The organism is Shouchella sp. JSM 1781072 (assembly GCF_041949915.1).
Lineage (GTDB): Bacteria > Bacillota > Bacilli > Bacillales > Bacillaceae_D > Shouchella.
This window is the reverse complement of the sequence record NZ_JBHFQE010000001.1, coordinates 728,795-747,042: the sequence shown is the minus strand read 5'-3', so window position 1 is coordinate 747,042 and position 18,248 is coordinate 728,795. Positions and strand designations below refer to the sequence as shown.

The following is an 18,248-nucleotide window of genomic DNA, read 5'->3' as shown; positions in this document are numbered from 1 at the left end:
CCCTACTCCTATTAAACAAGTACGTTTGTTTTTACTGTTTTCATCATCTCGACAAAACGATCAAAGAGATCATTTGCATCATGCGGTCCTGGGTTTGCTTCTGGATGATACTGAACGCTAAAGGCAGCTGCTCGTTTATGGGATAATCCTTCCACTGTGCCATCGTTAACCGCTTCGTGCGTTAACAGTAATTCTGTTCCTTCTAAAGAAGCGAGATCAACGGTATACCCGTGATTTTGCGCTGTAATATCAATTCGACCTGTTTCCAATTCCCGCACAGGATGATTCGATCCACGATGACCAAATGTCAATTTGCTCGTGGTTGCACCACTTGCTAGTGCTAAAAGTTGGTGGCCTAAACAGATTCCGAATAGCGGGATTTCTCCTACCAGAGCACGTACCGTTTCAATCGTTTCAGGAACATCTTCAGGATTTCCAGGACCGTTTGAAACAAGCACACCATCAACACCGAGGCGTTTGATCTCTTGTGCAGTTGTGTTGTATGGCACAACGACTACATCGCATTGTCGTTCAATGAGCGACTGTAAAATGCCATGTTTCATCCCGCAATCAATTAATGCAACGCGCTTTCCTTTTCCTGGGACATGATAAGCCGTATTTACTGATACTTGCGATACTTGCGTCGTCTGAAGGGGCATGCGCTGGAGCTCTTCGACCACATCTTCAACCTTTACTGATAACGAGCACACATAGCCTTTCATTGTTCCGCGTGCGCGAATCTTTCTCGTTAACATACGTGTATCGATTCCTGCTAACCCTGGAATTCCTTTTGCAACGAGTAACTCATGGAGCGATTCTTGTTCTCGATAGTGACTTGGTTCATCCTCTACTTCTCGCACGATTAAGGCAGAGATGGCCGGGTCAAGGGATTCAAAATCATCGCGATTGATGCCATAGTTCCCGATTAGCGGATACGTTAGCATCACAATTTGCCCACAGTAGGATGGATCAGACAAGATCTCTTGATAGCCAGTCATTCCCGTGTTGAACACAACTTCGCCACTTATTTCTACGTCAGCTCCAAAACCTTCACCAATAAATACGGTGCCATCTTCTAAGATCAGTTGTTTATCCATGGTTTACTCGCTCCTTTGTAAAAACCGCCTCGCCTGCTACATAAGTAGCATGTGGAATTCCTGTACACGTCCACCCTACAAACGGTGTGTTTGTACCTTTACTATAAAATGTCTCAGGGTTAATCGTTTCCGTTGCTTGTAAATCAATTAGCGTAAAATCGGCTGGAGCTCCGACATTTAATGTTCCATATGGAAGATCAAATGTTTCTGCTGGTTTTGTGGTCAGCCAATCAATGAGCTGATTTAAGCGAAACGATCCCGACTCGACAAAATGGGTATACAATAATGGGAAAGCCGTTTCGAGTCCGACAATGCCAAACGGCGCTCGATCCATGCTCGTTTGTTTTTCTTCTTGAGTATGCGGTGCATGATCTGTTGCGATAAAGTCAATTGTTCCATCGAGTAATCCTTCAATCAACGCTTCTTGATCCGCTTTTGATCGAAGCGGCGGATTCATTTTAAAATTTGTATCTTGACCGTGAATGTTCTCTTCACTTAAGAGCAGGTGATGCGGCGTTACTTCTGCGGTTACCCGAATCCCTGCTTTTTTTGCATCTCGAATCGTACGTACAGACTCTTTCGTCGACACGTGGCAAACGTGGTAGTGACAATTTGCCGCTTCTGCAAGCAGCACGTCTCTTGCAATATGTACAGATTCACATACTGATGGAATCCCGTTTAAGCCTTCTTGCTTGGCGTACTGTCCTTCGTGCACAGAACCACCGTTGATCAATGTATTATCTTCGCAATGAGCGACAACAGCCATTTGATGCTTTGCTGCCTCTTTCATCGCCGCAAGCATCATGCCAGCGTCTTGAATGCCGACCCCGTCATCTGTGAACGCAAAGGCGCCTGCATCTTTAAGAGCTGAGAAGTCTGTTAACTCTTTTCCTAGTTGTCTCGTTGTAATGGAGCCATAAGGAAGCACGCGCACATGTGCTTTTTCAGCAATTCGTGCCATTAATGCAGTCATCGTTTCAGCTGTATCTGGAACTGGCCTTGTGTTCGGCATCGCGGCTACTGTCGTAAATCCCCCTCTCGCTGCTGCTTTTGTACCTGTTTCAATCGTTTCTTTCTTTTCGCCACCTGGTTCTCTTAAGTGGATGTGAAGATCAACAAAACCTGGCGTAATCAACAGGTTATCGGCGTCAACTTCTTTTGTAACCTCAGTTGTTTCCTCTACAAAATGGCCATCCCGTACAAACAAATGTTTTTGCTCTTTCTCGCCTGCCGCGTTTATGATAAATCCGTTGCTAATTTTTAGTGTCATTTTGTCTTCATCCCCTTTTTTAAACTTAACGTTGTAACGCTCGTTTTAACACCGCCATGCGAATGGCCACACCATTCTCGCTTTGCTTGTAAATTCTAGAACGATCACATTCAACTAATGCACTACTTATTTCAACATCACGATTTACTGGGGCTGGGTGCATAATAATGCTGTCTTGCTTCATCTTTTTTTCACGTTCAGTCGTTAAGCCGTAACGTTGATGATAGTCTTCTTTGGAAAAAGGAAACGCATCATCATGGCGCTCATGCTGGACTCGGAGCAACATGACCACATCTGCAGTTTTAACTGCTTCATCCATTGAGAGATATCGATAGCGAGTCTGGAAATCCCCCATCCATTCAATCGGACCAGCAATGGTTACCGTTGCCCCTAACCGTTGAAGAATCTCAGCGTTTGAGCGCGCTACCCTACTATGTTGAAGATCCCCTACAATCGTGACCGTCAGCCCTTCAAACCGGGAAAACTCTTGCTTAATCGTTAGCAAATCTAAAAGCGATTGGGTTGGATGATTGCCGCACCCATCTCCAGCATTAAGAACCGGAATGTTTATTTCTTTTAACTCTTCATAAAATTCATCTTTTGAATGACGGATCACGACGGCGCTTGCACCTATGGATTGCAGTGTTCGCACAGTGTCGTATAAAGATTCTCCTTTTTGAGTGCTTGATGACGCCCCATCAAATTGTAAGACGTCAAAACCTAGTCGGCGTTCCGCTACTTCAAAGCTAAATCGTGTACGTGTACTCGGTTCAAAAAATAAGTTTGCGATAAAGGTTTGTTCTCTTGATTGCCACGTTTCCCCGTTTGCAAATCGCTCAGCTTGCTGAAGAATCTCGTACACCTCGTCTACGTGTAATTGTGTCATCGTATAGAGGCTCTGATTGCGAGAGCCATATAATTGAACCGTCATTCGTACATCCTCCTTTAGTGTTGTTCCGGATTTTCTTCAAACATGTTTTGTTCACCGTAGCTAACGTTTTTATTTGGCAAGACAGCATGTAGGACTAAACCAATAATGGTGGCGAGTGACATACCTGCAATTTCAAATGTGTCGGAGAAGCGTACAGTTGCGCCACCGATCCCCACTACGAGAATAATCGATGCAATGACCATATTTCTTTTTTCACCCATGTCAAGCTTATTATCGACGAGCATGCGTATACCAGCAGAAGCGATAATCCCGAACAACATAATGGAGATGCCGCCCATTACCGCTTCAGGAATCGAGCTGATTAACGCGGCCACTTTTCCAATAAACGAGAATGTAATCGCCAACACTGCCGCACCTGCTATCACGAAGACGCTGAACACTCGAGTAATCGCAATGACGCCAACGTTTTCACCGTATGTGGTATTCGGTGGTCCACCGATACTCGCTGCTATGATCGTCGCTACACCATCACCCATGACCGTTCGGTGCATGCCTGGTTTTTGCAAAAAGTTCTTTCCAGAAATCTTGCTTAACACCATTAATTGTCCTGTATGTTCCGCCAATGTCACTAACGCAACAGGCGCCATAATGGCAATGATTGCCCAGTTTAAGGATGGATCATACGTGTAGAATGGAATGATTAATTCAGGAACTGCGAACCAGTTTGCTTCTCGAATCGGACTTAAATCAATTAAGCCTTGTGTGAGCGCGAATGCGTAACCTGCAATTAAACCAAGTAAAATCGGTATTAAGTTTAAAAACCCTTTAAAGTACATCGTCGCAATGACAGCAACCCCTAATGTAATACCTGCTGTTATGATGTGAACAAGACTATATTCGTCCGTTCCCGGTAAATACATGGCATTATCCACTGCCGTCGTTGCTAAGCTTAGACCAATTACCATAATAACTGGACCTACAACAATTGGTGGTAAAAGTTTTGTTATCCAGTTTGTTCCTGCCGCTTTAATAATGAGTGCTACAATTCCATAAATGATTCCAGCGAAGAAGCTTCCGATCATCGCTCCTTCCGTACCTCCAATTGCTTGTGCGGACAAGATCGGAGCGATAAAGGCAAACGATGACCCTAAGTAGGCTGGTACTTGCCCCTTTGTAATGAGGATAAATGCCAATGTCCCTAGTCCACTTGATAAAAGAGCCGTTGCTGGACTCATATCAATTAAAAATGGAACGAGTACCGTTGCGCCAAACATTGCGCATAAGTGTTGTAAACTGAACAAGAGCCATTGATCCGCTCGAGGTATTTCTTGGATGCCTAATCTCATTTTTGGTTGTTTCATCAATTTTCTCCTTTTGCCTTTTTCTTCATATAAAAAGCCCCCTAGAGTCTAGGAGGCGGCAAGAAAGAAGCACAAACGTATTGCTTTGCGTGCATTCTTATTCCTCTTGCCAGCCTCACAGGACTACGATTAAAGAGGAGCTATACAATTGTGACTTCGTCTAATTCATCTACTTCTTTAAGCTTAGCGGAGATGCGCTCTTGCTTCGAAGTTGGCACATTTTTCCCAACATAATCAGGTCGAATTGGCAGTTCACGATGCCCTCGATCAACTAATACAGCGAGTTGTATTAATGAAGGCCTTCCTAAATCAATTAACGCATCAAGCGCAGATCGCACCGTTCTTCCTGTATAAAGTACATCGTCTACAAGAATGACGGTTCTGCCGGTAATATCAACCGGTATATCGGTTCCTTGTAAAACAGGTTGCTGATCGCTTGTTTTAGGTGTTAAATCATCACGATAAAGCGTAATATCCACTTCACCGACCGGAATATCTTGTCCTTCAATATCCTTAATTCGTTGAGCCAACCGATTAGCAAGATAAATGCCTCGTGTCTTAATCCCGACTAACACACAGTTCTCTACGCCTTTGTTTCGCTCAATCACCTCGTGTGACATCCTCGTTATTGCGCGGCGCATCGCATCTTCATCAATGATCATTCTTGCCATCGTCGAACCTCCTCACAAAAAAATCCCTACCTGTCCAAAAGGAGCAGCTAGGGATTTAGATAGACGTATCCTAATTCACCGACTCCTTGATAGCCTCACAGGACTATGCTTAAAGGACCTATAATCTTCTATTGTAGTATGCATCACACGAAAGGATTTGTCAATCTTGTTTTCGTAAATCTTGCAATAATGTTTCCATGTCTTCAGGCACTGGTGCAGTAAACAAAAGTTCTTCATTTGTTCTCGGATGAACAAAGCCAAGGGTTTCTGCATGTAGCGCTTGTCCAGCAATCGGCAATGTTTTCTTATAGCCGTATTTCGGATCTCCTGCCAATGGATGTTCAATATATTGAAAATGTACGCGAATTTGATGAGTCCGCCCTGTTTCTAATTCACACGTCACGTAAGAAAAAGCGCGAAACGTTTCTTCCAACGTAAAATGTGTAACAGCTTGCTTACTGTTTTTATCCGTTACCGCCATCTTTTGACGGTCTTTTAAATCTCGACCGATTGGCGCATCAATGGTTCCTTTCTTATGAGAAAGCACACCATGTACAATCGCCTTATATTGACGCTTTGTTGTTTTGTTCATTAATTGTTTGGATAAATGTTCATGAGCGTGATCATTCTTTGCGGCAACAATTAAACCTGTCGTATCTTTATCGATTCGATGTACGATGCCAGGTCGAACTTCGTCATTAATGCCTGACAAATCGGTACAGTGGTAAAGAAGCGCGTTGACGAGTGTCCCGCTTGAATGCCCCGGTGCTGGATGTACAACCATGCCTCTCGGTTTGTTGACGACAATGAGATCTGCATCTTCATAGACAACGTCTAAGGGGATATTTTCAGCTTTCACTTCCGTTGACACTAATTCTGGTTCCGAAACGTCAATCACATCACCTTGTTGAACTTTATAATTTGCTTTAATTACTTGTTCATTCACAGTCACTAGACCGTCTTGAATCCATTTTTGTACGTGGGTTCGTGATGTATCACCATGTAATAGAACGATCATCTTATCAATTCGCTCATTTATTTGTGTTTCATCGATTGTCCATTGTTTCATATTAGTTCTTGCTCTCCTTCTTTTCACGCCTAGCTTCTAAAATTAAATTTATCAAAAATAACCCCACTCCGACTGTTAAAGCCGAGTCAGCAATATTGAAGATCGGGAAGTTTCCAAATGTATCAATAAAATCAACCACTTCTTGACGAAAAAGCCGATCAATAAAATTCCCGATCGCGCCACCTAAAATAAGGCCTAAAGCCCATTTTAATAACGTATGGTTTCTAGCTTCCGTTTGAATCAGATAAATAATCACACCAACCATAATGACGGTAATGATGTAAAACAACCACATCTGCCCTTGCAAAATGCCAAACGCCGCACCAGAATTCCGATGAGAGAAAATGTAAAAAACATTTTCAATGACTGTGATGCGTTCACCGATAACCATATTTTCAACAACAAGCCATTTGGTTAACTGATCAAGTCCGATAATAAGTAACGCAATTATGTAAGCCATCCGTATCCTCCACTATGTAATAGGATTAGTGTAGCATAAATACAAATAAATGTCTGTTCTTTCTCCACTGAGCAATTACGTTCATATAAAAAAGGAATACAGAGGTATAAAACCTCCGTATTAAGCGCGAACCACTATTACGTCTGGTCTCGTTTTCGATAAGCACTATAATGTTCATTTTGCTCAACCGTCACACTGTCCGGACCATGATACCCATCAATTCCTGTGGAAAGAAATCCTTCAAAATCCTCCACACCATTTGCGCCGTACAAGTCGGTATCTCCTGTTTCTTCATCGTATTCCAACGACGTATCATTAAAACGAGCAACTGCTTGATAGGCATCTTCTCCATCAAACTCTGTTTCATCTTCATCATGGTCCTTATTATACGCTTCAAACCCTTGTACAACCTCTTCTTCAACAGGTCGATCCGTGGGAACAGATTGGGGAGCCACCGAGGCAACAGTTCGTGCTTCTGGATAGGCTTTAAGTCTTTCTTCAGGAATGGGTTCCCCCGTCACTTCACAAAAGCCATACGTACCATGATCAATTTTTTCCAACGCATCGTCGATTGCATGAAGTTCATGCTCCGCGTGTTGAAATAATGCTTCATCTTTTTCTCGGTCAAATAAATCCGTCGCATTATCAGCAGGATGATTATCATAATTTGATAACTCCGCCTGTTGTTGTTTTGGATCATGAGAAGATTGATGTTTTACGAGTTGTTCTCTTCGTTCAATCAGCTTACTTTTATACCACGTTGTATCCATTTTAGAATCACTCCTTATACGTAGGATGACCCGTTCTACGTATTCATTGAGCGCCAAATAAAACCAGCTTAAAGAGCATTGTTTCTCATGCAAAAAGCATCGATCTCTACGGAACGTGAGTCGATGCTTCATTTAAAATCCTTATTTCAATAACGCAGATAAACCGTTACATCTTGTATGTAAAATGTACCTTACGATTTGCTCTCTTGTTCTTCAAATTCTTTAAGCAGTTCTTCTTCGTTAAAGTTATCTTCGCTGCCAGCAAATTGTTCCCAATCGTCTGTCTGAAGCATTTCCATCTGCGCCTCAATTAGCATTTTAAACCGCATTTTATAAACAGACGCTTGTTTTTTAAGCTCTTCCATTTCCATCATTACTTTTCTTGACTTGCTTAACGCTTCGTTAACAATTCGGTTTGCATTTTTCTCCGACTCTTTCACGATTAACTGCGCTTCTTTGTGAGCATTGTTACGCAATTCATCTGCAGCCTCTTGCGCAACCATAATGGATTTATTTAAGGTTTCTTCGATATTGTGGAAATGTGAAAGTTTTTCATCTTGATTGTTCACTTGTTCAAACAATTCCTTTTTTTCTCGAAGGACCGCTTCATAATCTTTAATAATTTGATCAAGAAACTCATTTACTTCATCTTCGTCATACCCGCGAAACGAGCGTGTAAACTCTTTATTATGAATATCTAACGGCGTTAATGGCAACCGTCCCACCTCCATGAAATCTTGATTCTTTTCTTCATTCGACATTCCCCGAAAAATACCTTCTAAAAACAACAAATTTCGCCGTCAAGGCAAAATCACTTCTTTCGTCCTACTGTTAAACGAATTTTTTCTTTCTTGGTTGTCCCGTCTGAATGCATGACTTTTCCACGACCGTAGCCACGCAGAGACAAGTAATCACCAATTGCCAATGTAAAAGCTGGTTGATCAACCAATCGCCAGTTCACTTTTACATATCCTTTGGAAATCGCTTCAACCCCTTTTGAACGGGATAAACCGTACACAGAAGAAAGAACAGCATCCAATCGCATCGAGGAAACAAGCACCTGCTCTGTTTGCCAATGTTCTTCTTCTAATTCCATTGTATCTGTTTCTTCCAATGAAATCGAGGTTTTTCCGACATAATCAAGCGAGATTCGTATGTAAGCTGCTGTATCTGTCGCTGTTGCAAACGTAAAGAAGTCATCGCCTACAACAATATCACCAAACTTCTCACGTTTTAACCCTGTATTCATGAGTGCACCTAATACATCACGATGCAAAATCGTTACAAATTTTGAGGAAAACGAAGCGTACAAAAATGTAATTCCCCATTTTGGCGGCTCATCCTGTAAATAAATCGGTCGCAAAAGAGCCCGCTTTCGCTCACAGCCTTGAGCGCCACCATGAAAGAGAAGCTCACACTCCTCATTTTTTCCTACAATCGAAGTCAAAATATCTTGCTGTCTTGGGTCAAGAAAATCCGTCAGCCGTTCTTGATGAAACAAGGTGACGGACTCAATCATGTCGCGGACTTGATCAACAAAAGGGTGCTCTTCCTTTCGAAAATGTTCGTACATCGTCTAGAATAGCCCCATAATCCACTGTTGAACTGGCCCTAAACCACGAACCGCTAAGTTTAAAAGGAAGATCGCAACAATCGGCGATAAATCGATCATGCCAATTGGTGGGATAATATTCCTGAAAATTCCTAAATACGGTTCAACAATACTGCCGAGGAATTCGCCAAAAGCGGAATCTCTTCCACCTACCCATGACATGATGATGTAAATTAAAATCGCAAAGAAGTACCCTAGCGCTAAGTAACGTATCAGGTTAAATATAAAGTTAACAAACAATTCCATCTTGCTCTCATCACCTACCTTGTAAAATCAAAATTGATTAGCAATATCACTAATCGACCCTGATATTTCCACATTATCTGGTGCACATATGAAAATACTCGCACCAATTTTTTGAATGTCTCCTCCAATAGCATATACGGTTCCGCTTAAAAAATCTACTACCCGTAATGCTTGATCGTGTTCCATTCTCTGTAAATTAATAACGACTGTTTTCCGATTCTTTAATTGATCCGCAATGTCTTGGCTTTCATCATATGAACGTGGCTCAATCAGCGTCATTTTCGCATGTTGCTGAACACTTTTTAAGCTCACAATATTCGATTGCGTTTCTTTTTCTTTTGCTTCATTTCCTTGAAATCGATTTGGCATTGTTCGTCCCTCATCTTCTTCAGGCTCGTCTACATAACGTTCGACTTCTTCGACATGGTCATCTAAATTAAAGTACGTTTTAAACTTTGATTTAAAGCCCATTTCCATCCTCCTTATTCAGACACGTGTTCATTGCCTACTAGAATGGTTCCAATGCGTATATACGTAGCACCTTCTTCTATTGCCACTTCAAAGTCATTCGACATGCCCATCGACACTTCTGTGCAAGGAGCGTGCTCATAGTTTTTATCGGCAATCGATTGTTGCAGTTGTTTTAACGTTTTGAAATAGGGACGCGTTTCTTCAGCATCGTCAACAAACGGCGCCATTGTCATAAGACCCACCACTGTTATGCGGTCATACGCTTCTAGCTTTTCAATAAATGGCTCAACTTCACCAGGAGCTAGTCCACTTTTGGATTCTTCTCCAGACACATTTACTTGCACAAAACATCGTAGCGTTTGATCTTGCTGATTTAAACGTTTTTGAATTTCCTTGGCTAAACTTAAGCGATCAAGCGAATGGAGTACCGATATTTCACCGACAACGTCCTTCACTTTTCTCGATTGCAGCGAGCCAATGAAGTGCCAGTCAACATCTTCTGTATCGAGCGCTTCTTTTTTCGCAAGCAGACCCTCTATGCGGTTTTCACCTATATGAGAAATGCCTGCATCTATTGCGGCTTTAGCCGTTTCGACTGAAACATACTTTGTTACAGCAATAATTTGGATATCCTCTAACGACCGACCCACTTTAGTCGCAGCAGTTTCAATACGAGAACGTAGTGCAGCACGATTCTCTTCTACGTTTGTCTTCATGTTTCTTTCACCTTCTTTAAGCCTATCATACTCATCATTCTACCTGTTTTACCCTCTGCTTGTCGATGAGAGAAATAACGCTCCTCCCCATAGGTACATCGATCAGATTCAATCAAGTGCTCAGGGAGAATACCCGCACGCTCTAATAACAATCGATTTAAAGCAGGTAAGTCAAGTAAATAGCGCTGATTCTGAGTGGGCGTAAAGATGTTCATGTTGTCTCCAGGTAAGAGCGTTTTTACCTGTTCCATGACATGGTGATCGACTTCATACGCTTGTTTGGAAATACAAGGACCGATTAGAACGTAGATATCATGAGGATCAACAGCGTGCTCTTGAACCCAAATTTTCACTAGCTTAGGCCCAATTTCCGCCACTGTCCCTTTCCAACCTGCATGACAAAGGCCAATCATTTTGCTCTTTTTCGAGAAAAAATAAAGCGGGACACAATCTGCATACAAGCTTGTCAACAGAACATTTGGATCGCTTGTATAAAGCCCATCTGTTCCCTGAACAGCTGTATTAAGCTGGCGCGCCCCTTTTCCTCGATCGTGTTCCGTCACTTCCGCTATCGTTGCATGGTGAACTTGTTCAGAACCGATCCAAGCATCAAGAGCAAAACCGATATCGTGAGCAACGCGCTCACGATTATGTACAACCGCATCAGCAGAATCTTCAACATGAAAGCCCATGTTCAACGAATCATAGGGTGAGTTGCTCACACCGCCATGACGTGTTGTAAAACCGGCGAACAACCCTTGGTCTAAAGAATTAAAATTGGTTTCATACTCTACTCGTTCTGTGAGTAACTGCCAGTTTGCTTTCATCGTTGTGACTCCTTTTTGTATTCCTCGCTTTATTTTACCATAATGCCTGCGGAGAAGAAATGTTTACCGTTGCGGTTCTTTTCTTTCTGGCTCTTGCTCCAATTCCGTAATCATTTGCTTTTGCTTGTAACGTTCAGGTAGCTCTACTAAAATGACGTCAGAACCAATTTTCAGTATATTCTTCCAAGGAATGATGGTTTCATTTGAATCTCTGCTTCCTAATAAATTCATCATCTTTCCCTGGCTTGAAATAATAATCGCTTCAATTCTACCTGTATTCAAGTTAATATCTAAATCATTTAAATGACCTAGACGCTTCCCATTCTCCATATTCACAATGTCTTTCGACGAGAGTTCAGATATTTTAATCATCACATTCCCTCCTTTTATCTTACTATATGCTTCTCCTAGAATCATTTATGAACAAGAAAAAAAGCCGTTGCAACAGCAACGACTTTTTTACGATTCGATATGCTTATTCATTTGTTGAATGGCACCTTTTTCTAGACGTGACACTTGTGCTTGGGAGATCCCTATTTCGTCAGCTACTTCCATTTGTGTTTTCCCTTGGAAAAAACGCATATTTAAAATGACTTTTTCACGATCATTCAATCGAATCATTGCCTCTTTTAAAGCGATCTCTTCTACCCAATTTACATCTTTGTTTCGTTCATCGCTAATTTGATCCATCACAAAGATTGGGTCACCACCATCATTGTAAATCGGCTCAAATAAAGAAACTGGATCTTGTATTGCATCCAGTGCAAACACAATATCCTCTTTTGGTACGTCTAATACCGCCGCGATTTCTTGAACAGTTGGTTCATTTTCTCTTTTCTTTTCTGCCATCATCTGATCCCGAACTTGTAACGCTTTATACGCAATATCTCGTAATGATCGAGATACGCGAATCGGATTATTATCTCTTAAGTATCGTCGAATTTCTCCAATAATCATCGGAACCGCATAAGTTGAAAACTTTACATTTTGACCTAAATCAAAATTATCAATGGATTTCATCAACCCAATGCATCCGACTTGGAATAAGTCATCGACATTCTCACCGCGATTATTAAAACGCTGAATAACGCTAAGGACTAACCGAAGATTGCCATTAATTAATGTATCCCTTGCCGGCTCATACCCTGACTGTAGCTGCGAGAAAAGTTCCCGCATCTCAGCATTTTTTAAAACGGGTAGCTTTGATGTATCAACGCCACAGATTTCTACTTTATTACGAGTCAAATTCTTTACCCCCTAAACGGAAGATGATGTCAAAAAAAGTATCTCCCTGGGAAAAAAATTTTATGCACTCGTTTTATGTTTGGAAATCGGAAAACGGAGACTTACCCTTGTCACGACACTGCTAAAATTTAGAAATAATTTTTTCTGCTCATCGCTTTCATTTTTAAACCATTTTGTTAAATTCTTTTTGTAGCCTTTTAATAATTCGTTTTTCTAATCGAGAGATATACGATTGTGAAATTCCTAGCATATCCGCAACGTCTTTTTGTGTCTTTTCTTCTGTACCTGTTAACCCAAAGCGTAGCTCCATAATTTGTTTTTCACGGGCAGACAAGGTATGCAGCGCTTTTACGAGAAGCCGACGGTCCACTCGCTCTTCAATTCCTTTTGTAATAATGTCTTCTTCTGTTCCGAGGACATCTGATAAGAGTAATTCATTCCCATCCCAATCAATATTTAACGGCTCATCAAACGACACTTCTGAGCGAGTTTTATTGTTACGACGTAAATACATCAAAATTTCATTTTCAATACAACGTGAAGCATACGTCGCTAGTTTAATTTTTTTCTCTGGATTAAAGGTATTCACGGCTTTAATGAGTCCAATCGTACCAATGCTAATTAAATCTTCAATGTTGATGCCGGTGTTTTCAAACTTCCTTGCAATATAAACAACAAGTCGAAGATTACGCTCAATTAAGACAGACCTTACTGCTTCATCTCCATTTGGTAGTTTTTGAAGTAGTTCAGCTTCTTCTTCTTTTGATAATGGCGGAGGTAATGCCTCACTCCCACCAATGTAGTAAATTTCATCTTCTTTCATCCCAAACTTTTTCAGTAGACGAACTATAAGTAACTTCCATTTCATTTTTATCATCGCTTCCTCCTTAGCTCACTTGTGAAATAACTAGCTGAGGGTGGATAATCGTTTGATACTGCCCCTCAGCCGATAACGCTTCTCCATACAGCCCTAACAACACACGCTTTGTCACAAACTGTTCATCGCCATAATAAATGGTCACTTGATCAGGTTTAAATGCAGTTAAATACGGTTGTTTTTGCCCTACCGCCTTATACGGCACGAGGCGAATTCGATGCATAAATGGATGATTTTCTTTCGTTTCCATATTGAGCATGTCATCGGTCTGTTGTTTTCCAAGTAACGGATGAAGTAGATGTGCTTCAATAATCATCACTGGCGCTCGAGTGAGTGGATCTTTTAATTGATTTCCAGTATCGACAAGCCCCCTTGTTTCAAATGTAAAGTCTTCAATTTCAATTTTCACTGTTGCCATTTCACTTGCATGTACTTTTTTTATCTTGAAGGTATCAACTTGTTGTTTACTAAACCAAAACACCAGGGGAAAACCAATAAGCACAAACGCCCAGCTTATTGTACTACCACCGAGTCCATGTCCTGGTAAATGAGCCATTAAATCAACATCAGTTTGAAAAAAATAATGCATCGCAAACAGCCCGCCGCCAGTAACAAAAGTAAGGAAAAAAAAACCGGCTAGATTTTGCAGAAAAAAAGTAAAACGTATGTATCCGAAAGCAATGAATACAATAAAACAAGAATAAATAAACTTAACAATTGGGTTCATAAAGATGGAAACGTAAGGCGTAAACATAAAAAACACAACGAGAGAAGCGAAAAAAGCAGCAGCCCCCATACGCACATAGTTTTTTTTTCGTTTTAACAAGAGAGCCGTTCCTATGATTAAAAGAAAATCAATTCCTAGATTCAGTAACCAAATTAAGTCTAGATAAACGGTCATGAAGGCTCCCCCTATAGTGATAAAACTTAGTATAGTAGATACGAAGAAGGAAGTCTGTCACTTCGTGGCAAGGACAAGCCTGTTATTTTGAAAGCTTTTGCCAAACGTTGTCCTTTCTGCGAACAACAAAAAAAGACCTGTTACCCTATGAAGCTGGTAACAGGTCTTTTTAGCCTATTTAACGATTTCTACGATTTCGTAAGAACGTTGGAATATCGAGTGTATCCGATTGTTCGTCGTTGCTTGGCTTTTGCTTTTCTGATGATTTTGATTCGACTTGCTTAGATTGCGCTGGTTTTTGTGTAGATGGACGCGGTTGAGGTTTTCTTTCCGCTTCTTCAAAACCTGTGGCAATGACCGTCACAACAATCTCATCTTTCAAGTTTTCGTTAATAACAGAACCAAAAATCATATTTACTTCTTCATCACATGCTTCAGAAACAATTTCCGCTGCTTCGTGCACTTCATAAAGACTAAGGTTTGTTCCACCAGTGATGTTCATTAACACGCCTTGCGCGCCGTCCACTGACGTTTCAAGTAACGGACTAGAAATCGCTTTTTTCGCCGCTTCAGCCGCGCGGTTTTCACCAGTAGCAATCCCAATGCCCATAAGCGCAGATCCCTTTTCACTCATGACCGTTTTTACGTCAGCGAAATCAAGGTTGATTAAACCAGGTGTAGCAATTAAATCTGAAATCCCTTGTACACCTTGGCGAAGAACATTATCCGCTTCACGGAACGCTTCAAGCATCGGTGTATTTTTATCAACAATCTCTAACAATCTGTCATTTGGAATGACAATCAACGTGTCGACTTTTTCTTTAAGCGCAACGATTCCTGAAAGCGCTTGGTTTTGACGCTTCCGACCTTCAAATGTAAATGGCTTTGTAACAACCCCTACTGTTAAGGCACCAATTTCTTTTGCGACTTCAGCGATTACAGGTGCAGCACCGGTTCCAGTACCACCGCCCATTCCAGCGGTAATAAAGACCATGTCCGCTCCACCTAGCACTTCTTCTAGCTGCTCACGGCTTTCTTCAGCAGCTTTTTTGCCGATATCTGGATTGGCTCCAGCACCTAGACCTCTTGTTAATTTGCCTCCAAGCTGTAATTTCTTTTCAGCTTTTGAAAGATGCAGCGCTTGTGCATCTGTATTAACGGCAATAAATTCCACACCTTGTAATCCATTTTCAATCATACGGTTTACAGCATTAGAACCGCCGCCACCGCAGCCGATGACTTTAATTTGTGCTAATTGTTCCATGTCCATTTCAAAATCAAACATTTATTTGTCCCCCTAACCATACTGGCAGTAAGCTTCTCTTCATTAATCAAAAAATGTCTTAAACCAAGATTTCATCTTGGATTCTTTTTTCTCATCTTGCACCGTTTCGGTTTCTTTTCGCTTACTTCGCTTGGCAACAGGTGCGGCTTTCGCCTCTTCAGGAACCTGCTCAGCTGACGAAAAAGCAGCTGCAATTTCTTTTCCTTGTACACGGCCATTTTTGTGTGCAAAGTGAATCAATCCGATGCTTACCGTGTAGCGTGGCTCGCGTACACCGATATAATTCGGAATGGCAACTCGAACATTACCTTCGAGCATGTCTTTCGTTAACTCTAGTACACCAGGCATCATAACAGCTCCACCTGTTAGTACAAACCCACTTGGGAACTGTTTAAAGCCTAATCGTACCAATTCCCGTGCACATAGCTCAATGATCTCTTCAACTCTCGGTTCAATAATACTTGCTAATTCTTGTTGCGTAATGGTATGTCTTTCGTTCGAGCCGATTTTCTGGATAGTAATTTGTTCTTCTGTTGATGCCTCTGGAACAAAAGCATGTCCATGTTTACATTTTACTCGCTCAGCCTCTTCCGTTGTCAACTTTAACCCAACAGCTAAGTCATTTGTAATATGATCGCCACCGATTGGTAACACCGACAGCGCAACGAGCGAACCTTGTTCAAAAACGGAAACAGTCGTTGAACCTCCACCAATTTCGAGTACACATACACCTAAACTTTTCTCGTCTTTTGACACAGCGACTGAACCCGTAGCTAGTGAATTAATGCTGATTTCAGCAATTGACAACCCTGCACGCTCTACACATCGCAATAAATTATGTAAGACCGTCTTTGACCCAGTAATTAACGTTCCTTCCATTTCTAAACGAACGCCAATCATTCCGCGAGGATCTGTAATTTCATCTAAACCGTCAACAATAAATTGTTTTGGAATGACATCAATCACTTCTCGCTCAGGCGGGATTGACATCACTTGCGCAGCATCGATTACACGACGTACATCTTCTACTTCAATTTCTCGATCTGAACTAGAAACTGCTACTACACCGTGACAAGGCGTTAATTCAATGTGACTTCCATTCACGCCGACAACAACATGCTCAATTTGAATGCCGACCATGCGCTCGGCTTGATCGACCGCTCGTTTAATTGATTTTACCGTCTCATCTATATCGACGACGGCTCCTTTTTTAATTCCTTCAGAAGGAACACTGCCGACACCTAAAATGTTTATTGAACCTCCAGCAATCTCCGACACAACGACTTTTACTGAAGATGTTCCAATATCTAAACTTACATATGTTTCATTACTCACCAATGGCACCTCCTCATCTGCACAATCATGGTGTTCAACTTTCATAGTTTCAATTTTTTATCACACAAACAGTATTCGACAAGCGTTAATAGAATCCTTTTAAATCTCGTAGCATTATGTATGTTTTAAGGCTCTTGTTCTTTAGTCTACACCATGTTTCTGCAGGTGAAAAGATAAAACCTTTCGCAACCCTCTATTAAGAATGTGTTACATAATGAAATAAACGTGTTCATCAACGGCTTGAACCGCTTCATATCGTGTGTCGGAAGAAAAGTAGAGCAAAAAAATCCTTCCAAATCCCTACTCTTCAGCCGTTTCGTTCTCTCTAAAATATGGACTCATTTTCATATAAAGTACACCTGATCGAGATGAATCTACTTGTGCATGAACTTGCGGATACGGTTGCATGTATTCTGCAAATGACGATAAATCTGTCCGAACTTCAATCCCATCCGTCATATACAAAGTTAACTCTTCCGGTGCTTCTTCTGTTGGCGTATAGATAATTTCTGATATTCGTCCAACAATTTCCGGAGCCGTATTCATTAATTGATCACCGATTATTGCACGGGTTTCTTCGTCTTCAAAATCAACTAAAATGGGCGCATCGCCAACCAACTGACTTTCGTGTACGGTATCAAGCGTTTGTCCATTTTGCAGAAGGGGTAAATAACCTTCATCGCTATACACATACCCAACACGAGGATACTCTTCCACTCGAATTTGGACCGACGAAGGAAGGGTACGATGAATCTCTACAGATTCAATTTCTTTTAATTGAGCGACTTGATTAATGCGTTGGTCCTTATCAATGTTCCATATATTCATACCTTCACTTAGTCCACTCGCTTGACGAATTTCCTCTTCCGTAAGCAATTGATTTCCTTCTACATGAATCGCTTTCACTTCACTAAGCGGACTTTGAAAATAAACGAGCACCATAATTAAAAAGAAAAACACAATCACAATACTCAATAAGCGTTTGTTCGCTTTACGACGTCGTTTTTCTTGTAAAGTGGGAATTCGTTCGTTTACAGATACCACTTTTTCATCTCTACTCACATTCATTCCTCCAACGAATTCATCAGTTGATGATTGAACACAAGCAATTCTATAAAATAAAAAAGATGCTAGACTTGCTTC

The 18,248-nt window shown here is 41.3% G+C and carries 21 protein-coding genes; all 21 read right to left on the bottom strand.

All coding sequences use genetic code 11. The annotated features are described in order from the left end of the window. Window positions 1-11: 11 nt before the first annotated feature. Window positions 12-1,097, bottom strand: coding sequence for a carbamoyl phosphate synthase small subunit (locus tag ACE1TH_RS04005; RefSeq protein ID WP_099301126.1), 1,086 nt, complete (start codon window positions 1,095-1,097; stop codon window positions 12-14). Further along, window positions 1,090-2,367 carry a dihydroorotase gene (locus tag ACE1TH_RS04000; RefSeq protein ID WP_375078397.1) on the bottom strand — a complete coding sequence of 426 codons (1,278 nt, stop codon included), beginning with the start codon at window positions 2,365-2,367 and terminating at the stop codon, window positions 1,090-1,092. The genes ACE1TH_RS04005 and ACE1TH_RS04000 overlap by 8 nt, the downstream gene beginning before the upstream one ends. Before the next feature lie 25 nt (window positions 2,368-2,392). Continuing rightward, entirely contained in the window at window positions 2,393-3,298 is a 906-nt protein-coding gene (locus ACE1TH_RS03995; protein ID WP_375078396.1) for an aspartate carbamoyltransferase catalytic subunit, read from the bottom strand. Window positions 3,299-3,312: 14 nt separating this feature from the next. After that, window positions 3,313-4,620, bottom strand: a complete 1,308-nt coding sequence (locus ACE1TH_RS03990; protein WP_099301129.1) for a solute carrier family 23 protein — start codon at window positions 4,618-4,620, stop codon at window positions 3,313-3,315. A gap of 140 nt (window positions 4,621-4,760) precedes the next feature. Continuing rightward, on the bottom strand, window positions 4,761-5,291 hold the full coding sequence (gene pyrR / locus ACE1TH_RS03985) for a bifunctional pyr operon transcriptional regulator/uracil phosphoribosyltransferase PyrR (protein WP_255223380.1): 531 nt from the start codon (window positions 5,289-5,291) through the stop codon (window positions 4,761-4,763). Between the two features lie 160 nt (window positions 5,292-5,451). Continuing rightward, window positions 5,452-6,360, bottom strand: a complete 909-nt coding sequence (locus tag ACE1TH_RS03980) for an RluA family pseudouridine synthase (RefSeq protein WP_099301131.1) — start codon at window positions 6,358-6,360, stop codon at window positions 5,452-5,454. Window position 6,361: 1 nt separating this feature from the next. Further along, window positions 6,362-6,826 carry a signal peptidase II gene (lspA, locus tag ACE1TH_RS03975; RefSeq protein ID WP_176554327.1) on the bottom strand — a complete coding sequence of 155 codons (465 nt, stop codon included), beginning with the start codon at window positions 6,824-6,826 and terminating at the stop codon, window positions 6,362-6,364. Between the two features lie 131 nt (window positions 6,827-6,957). Next, window positions 6,958-7,590: a TraR/DksA C4-type zinc finger protein gene (locus tag ACE1TH_RS03970; protein WP_255223381.1), complete on the bottom strand. Its 633-nt coding sequence runs from the start codon at window positions 7,588-7,590 to the stop codon at window positions 6,958-6,960. Between the two features lie 191 nt (window positions 7,591-7,781). Next, on the bottom strand, window positions 7,782-8,306 hold the full coding sequence (locus tag ACE1TH_RS03965) for a DivIVA domain-containing protein (protein WP_099302125.1): 525 nt from the start codon (window positions 8,304-8,306) through the stop codon (window positions 7,782-7,784). A gap of 95 nt (window positions 8,307-8,401) precedes the next feature. Beyond that, window positions 8,402-9,163 carry a YlmH family RNA-binding protein gene (locus tag ACE1TH_RS03960; protein ID WP_099301134.1) on the bottom strand — a complete coding sequence of 254 codons (762 nt, stop codon included), beginning with the start codon at window positions 9,161-9,163 and terminating at the stop codon, window positions 8,402-8,404. A 3-nt stretch (window positions 9,164-9,166) separates the two neighbouring features. Next, on the bottom strand, window positions 9,167-9,448 hold the full coding sequence (locus tag ACE1TH_RS03955) for a YggT family protein (protein ID WP_099301135.1): 282 nt from the start codon (window positions 9,446-9,448) through the stop codon (window positions 9,167-9,169). 27 nt (window positions 9,449-9,475) lie between these two features. After that, window positions 9,476-9,919, bottom strand: coding sequence for a cell division protein SepF (locus ACE1TH_RS03950; RefSeq protein ID WP_255223383.1), 444 nt, complete (start codon window positions 9,917-9,919; stop codon window positions 9,476-9,478). 11 nt (window positions 9,920-9,930) lie between these two features. Continuing rightward, on the bottom strand, window positions 9,931-10,635 hold the full coding sequence (locus ACE1TH_RS03945) for a YggS family pyridoxal phosphate-dependent enzyme (protein WP_375078395.1): 705 nt from the start codon (window positions 10,633-10,635) through the stop codon (window positions 9,931-9,933). Continuing rightward, window positions 10,632-11,462 carry a peptidoglycan editing factor PgeF gene (gene pgeF / locus ACE1TH_RS03940; RefSeq protein WP_375078394.1) on the bottom strand — a complete coding sequence of 277 codons (831 nt, stop codon included), beginning with the start codon at window positions 11,460-11,462 and terminating at the stop codon, window positions 10,632-10,634. Before pgeF ends, ACE1TH_RS03945 begins: the two co-directional genes overlap by 4 nt. Before the next feature lie 63 nt (window positions 11,463-11,525). Next, window positions 11,526-11,834 (bottom strand): YlmC/YmxH family sporulation protein, encoded by a 309-nt coding sequence (locus ACE1TH_RS03935; protein WP_099301139.1) that lies wholly within the window; start codon window positions 11,832-11,834, stop codon window positions 11,526-11,528. Between the two features lie 87 nt (window positions 11,835-11,921). Further along, entirely contained in the window at window positions 11,922-12,707 is a 786-nt protein-coding gene (gene sigG / locus ACE1TH_RS03930) for an RNA polymerase sporulation sigma factor SigG (RefSeq protein ID WP_099301140.1), read from the bottom strand. 163 nt (window positions 12,708-12,870) lie between these two features. After that, a complete protein-coding gene (gene sigE, locus ACE1TH_RS03925; RefSeq protein ID WP_099301141.1) occupies window positions 12,871-13,584 on the bottom strand; it encodes an RNA polymerase sporulation sigma factor SigE in 714 nt (237 codons plus the stop codon). A gap of 10 nt (window positions 13,585-13,594) precedes the next feature. After that, window positions 13,595-14,485, bottom strand: coding sequence for a sigma-E processing peptidase SpoIIGA (spoIIGA, locus tag ACE1TH_RS03920; RefSeq protein ID WP_099301142.1), 891 nt, complete (start codon window positions 14,483-14,485; stop codon window positions 13,595-13,597). A 178-nt stretch (window positions 14,486-14,663) separates the two neighbouring features. Further along, window positions 14,664-15,770, bottom strand: a complete 1,107-nt coding sequence (ftsZ, locus tag ACE1TH_RS03915) for a cell division protein FtsZ (protein WP_099301143.1) — start codon at window positions 15,768-15,770, stop codon at window positions 14,664-14,666. 42 nt (window positions 15,771-15,812) lie between these two features. Then, a complete protein-coding gene (gene ftsA, locus ACE1TH_RS03910) occupies window positions 15,813-17,108 on the bottom strand; it encodes a cell division protein FtsA (RefSeq protein WP_255223385.1) in 1,296 nt (431 codons plus the stop codon). Window positions 17,109-17,405: 297 nt separating this feature from the next. Next, a complete protein-coding gene (locus tag ACE1TH_RS03905) occupies window positions 17,406-18,167 on the bottom strand; it encodes a cell division protein FtsQ/DivIB (RefSeq protein ID WP_255223386.1) in 762 nt (253 codons plus the stop codon). Window positions 18,168-18,248: the final 81 nt, after the last annotated feature.

Bases quoted from the DNA above. Each gene is read 5' to 3' on its own strand.
- ACE1TH_RS04005 (WP_099301126.1), bottom strand. From the start codon at position 1,097: ATGGATAAACAACTGATCTTAGAAGATGGCACCGTATTTATTGGTGAA.
- ACE1TH_RS04000 (WP_375078397.1), bottom strand. From the start codon at position 2,367: ATGACACTAAAAATTAGCAACGGATTTATCATAAACGCGGCAGGCGAG.
- ACE1TH_RS03995 (WP_375078396.1), bottom strand. From the start codon at position 3,298: ATGACGGTTCAATTATATGGCTCTCGCAATCAGAGCCTCTATACGATG.
- ACE1TH_RS03990 (WP_099301129.1), bottom strand. From the start codon at position 4,620: ATGAAACAACCAAAAATGAGATTAGGCATCCAAGAAATACCTCGAGCG.
- pyrR (WP_255223380.1), bottom strand. From the start codon at position 5,291: ATGGCAAGAATGATCATTGATGAAGATGCGATGCGCCGCGCAATAACG.
- ACE1TH_RS03980 (WP_099301131.1), bottom strand. From the start codon at position 6,360: ATGAAACAATGGACAATCGATGAAACACAAATAAATGAGCGAATTGAT.
- ACE1TH_RS03970 (WP_255223381.1), bottom strand. From the start codon at position 7,590: ATGGATACAACGTGGTATAAAAGTAAGCTGATTGAACGAAGAGAACAA.
- ACE1TH_RS03960 (WP_099301134.1), bottom strand. From the start codon at position 9,163: ATGTACGAACATTTTCGAAAGGAAGAGCACCCTTTTGTTGATCAAGTC.
- ACE1TH_RS03955 (WP_099301135.1), bottom strand. From the start codon at position 9,448: ATGGAATTGTTTGTTAACTTTATATTTAACCTGATACGTTACTTAGCG.
- ACE1TH_RS03950 (WP_255223383.1), bottom strand. From the start codon at position 9,919: ATGGGCTTTAAATCAAAGTTTAAAACGTACTTTAATTTAGATGACCAT.
- ACE1TH_RS03945 (WP_375078395.1), bottom strand. From the start codon at position 10,635: ATGAAGACAAACGTAGAAGAGAATCGTGCTGCACTACGTTCTCGTATT.
- pgeF (WP_375078394.1), bottom strand. From the start codon at position 11,462: ATGAAAGCAAACTGGCAGTTACTCACAGAACGAGTAGAGTATGAAACC.
- ACE1TH_RS03935 (WP_099301139.1), bottom strand. From the start codon at position 11,834: ATGATTAAAATATCTGAACTCTCGTCGAAAGACATTGTGAATATGGAG.
- sigE (WP_099301141.1), bottom strand. From the start codon at position 13,584: ATGATAAAAATGAAATGGAAGTTACTTATAGTTCGTCTACTGAAAAAG.
- spoIIGA (WP_099301142.1), bottom strand. From the start codon at position 14,485: ATGACCGTTTATCTAGACTTAATTTGGTTACTGAATCTAGGAATTGAT.
- ftsZ (WP_099301143.1), bottom strand. From the start codon at position 15,770: ATGTTTGATTTTGAAATGGACATGGAACAATTAGCACAAATTAAAGTC.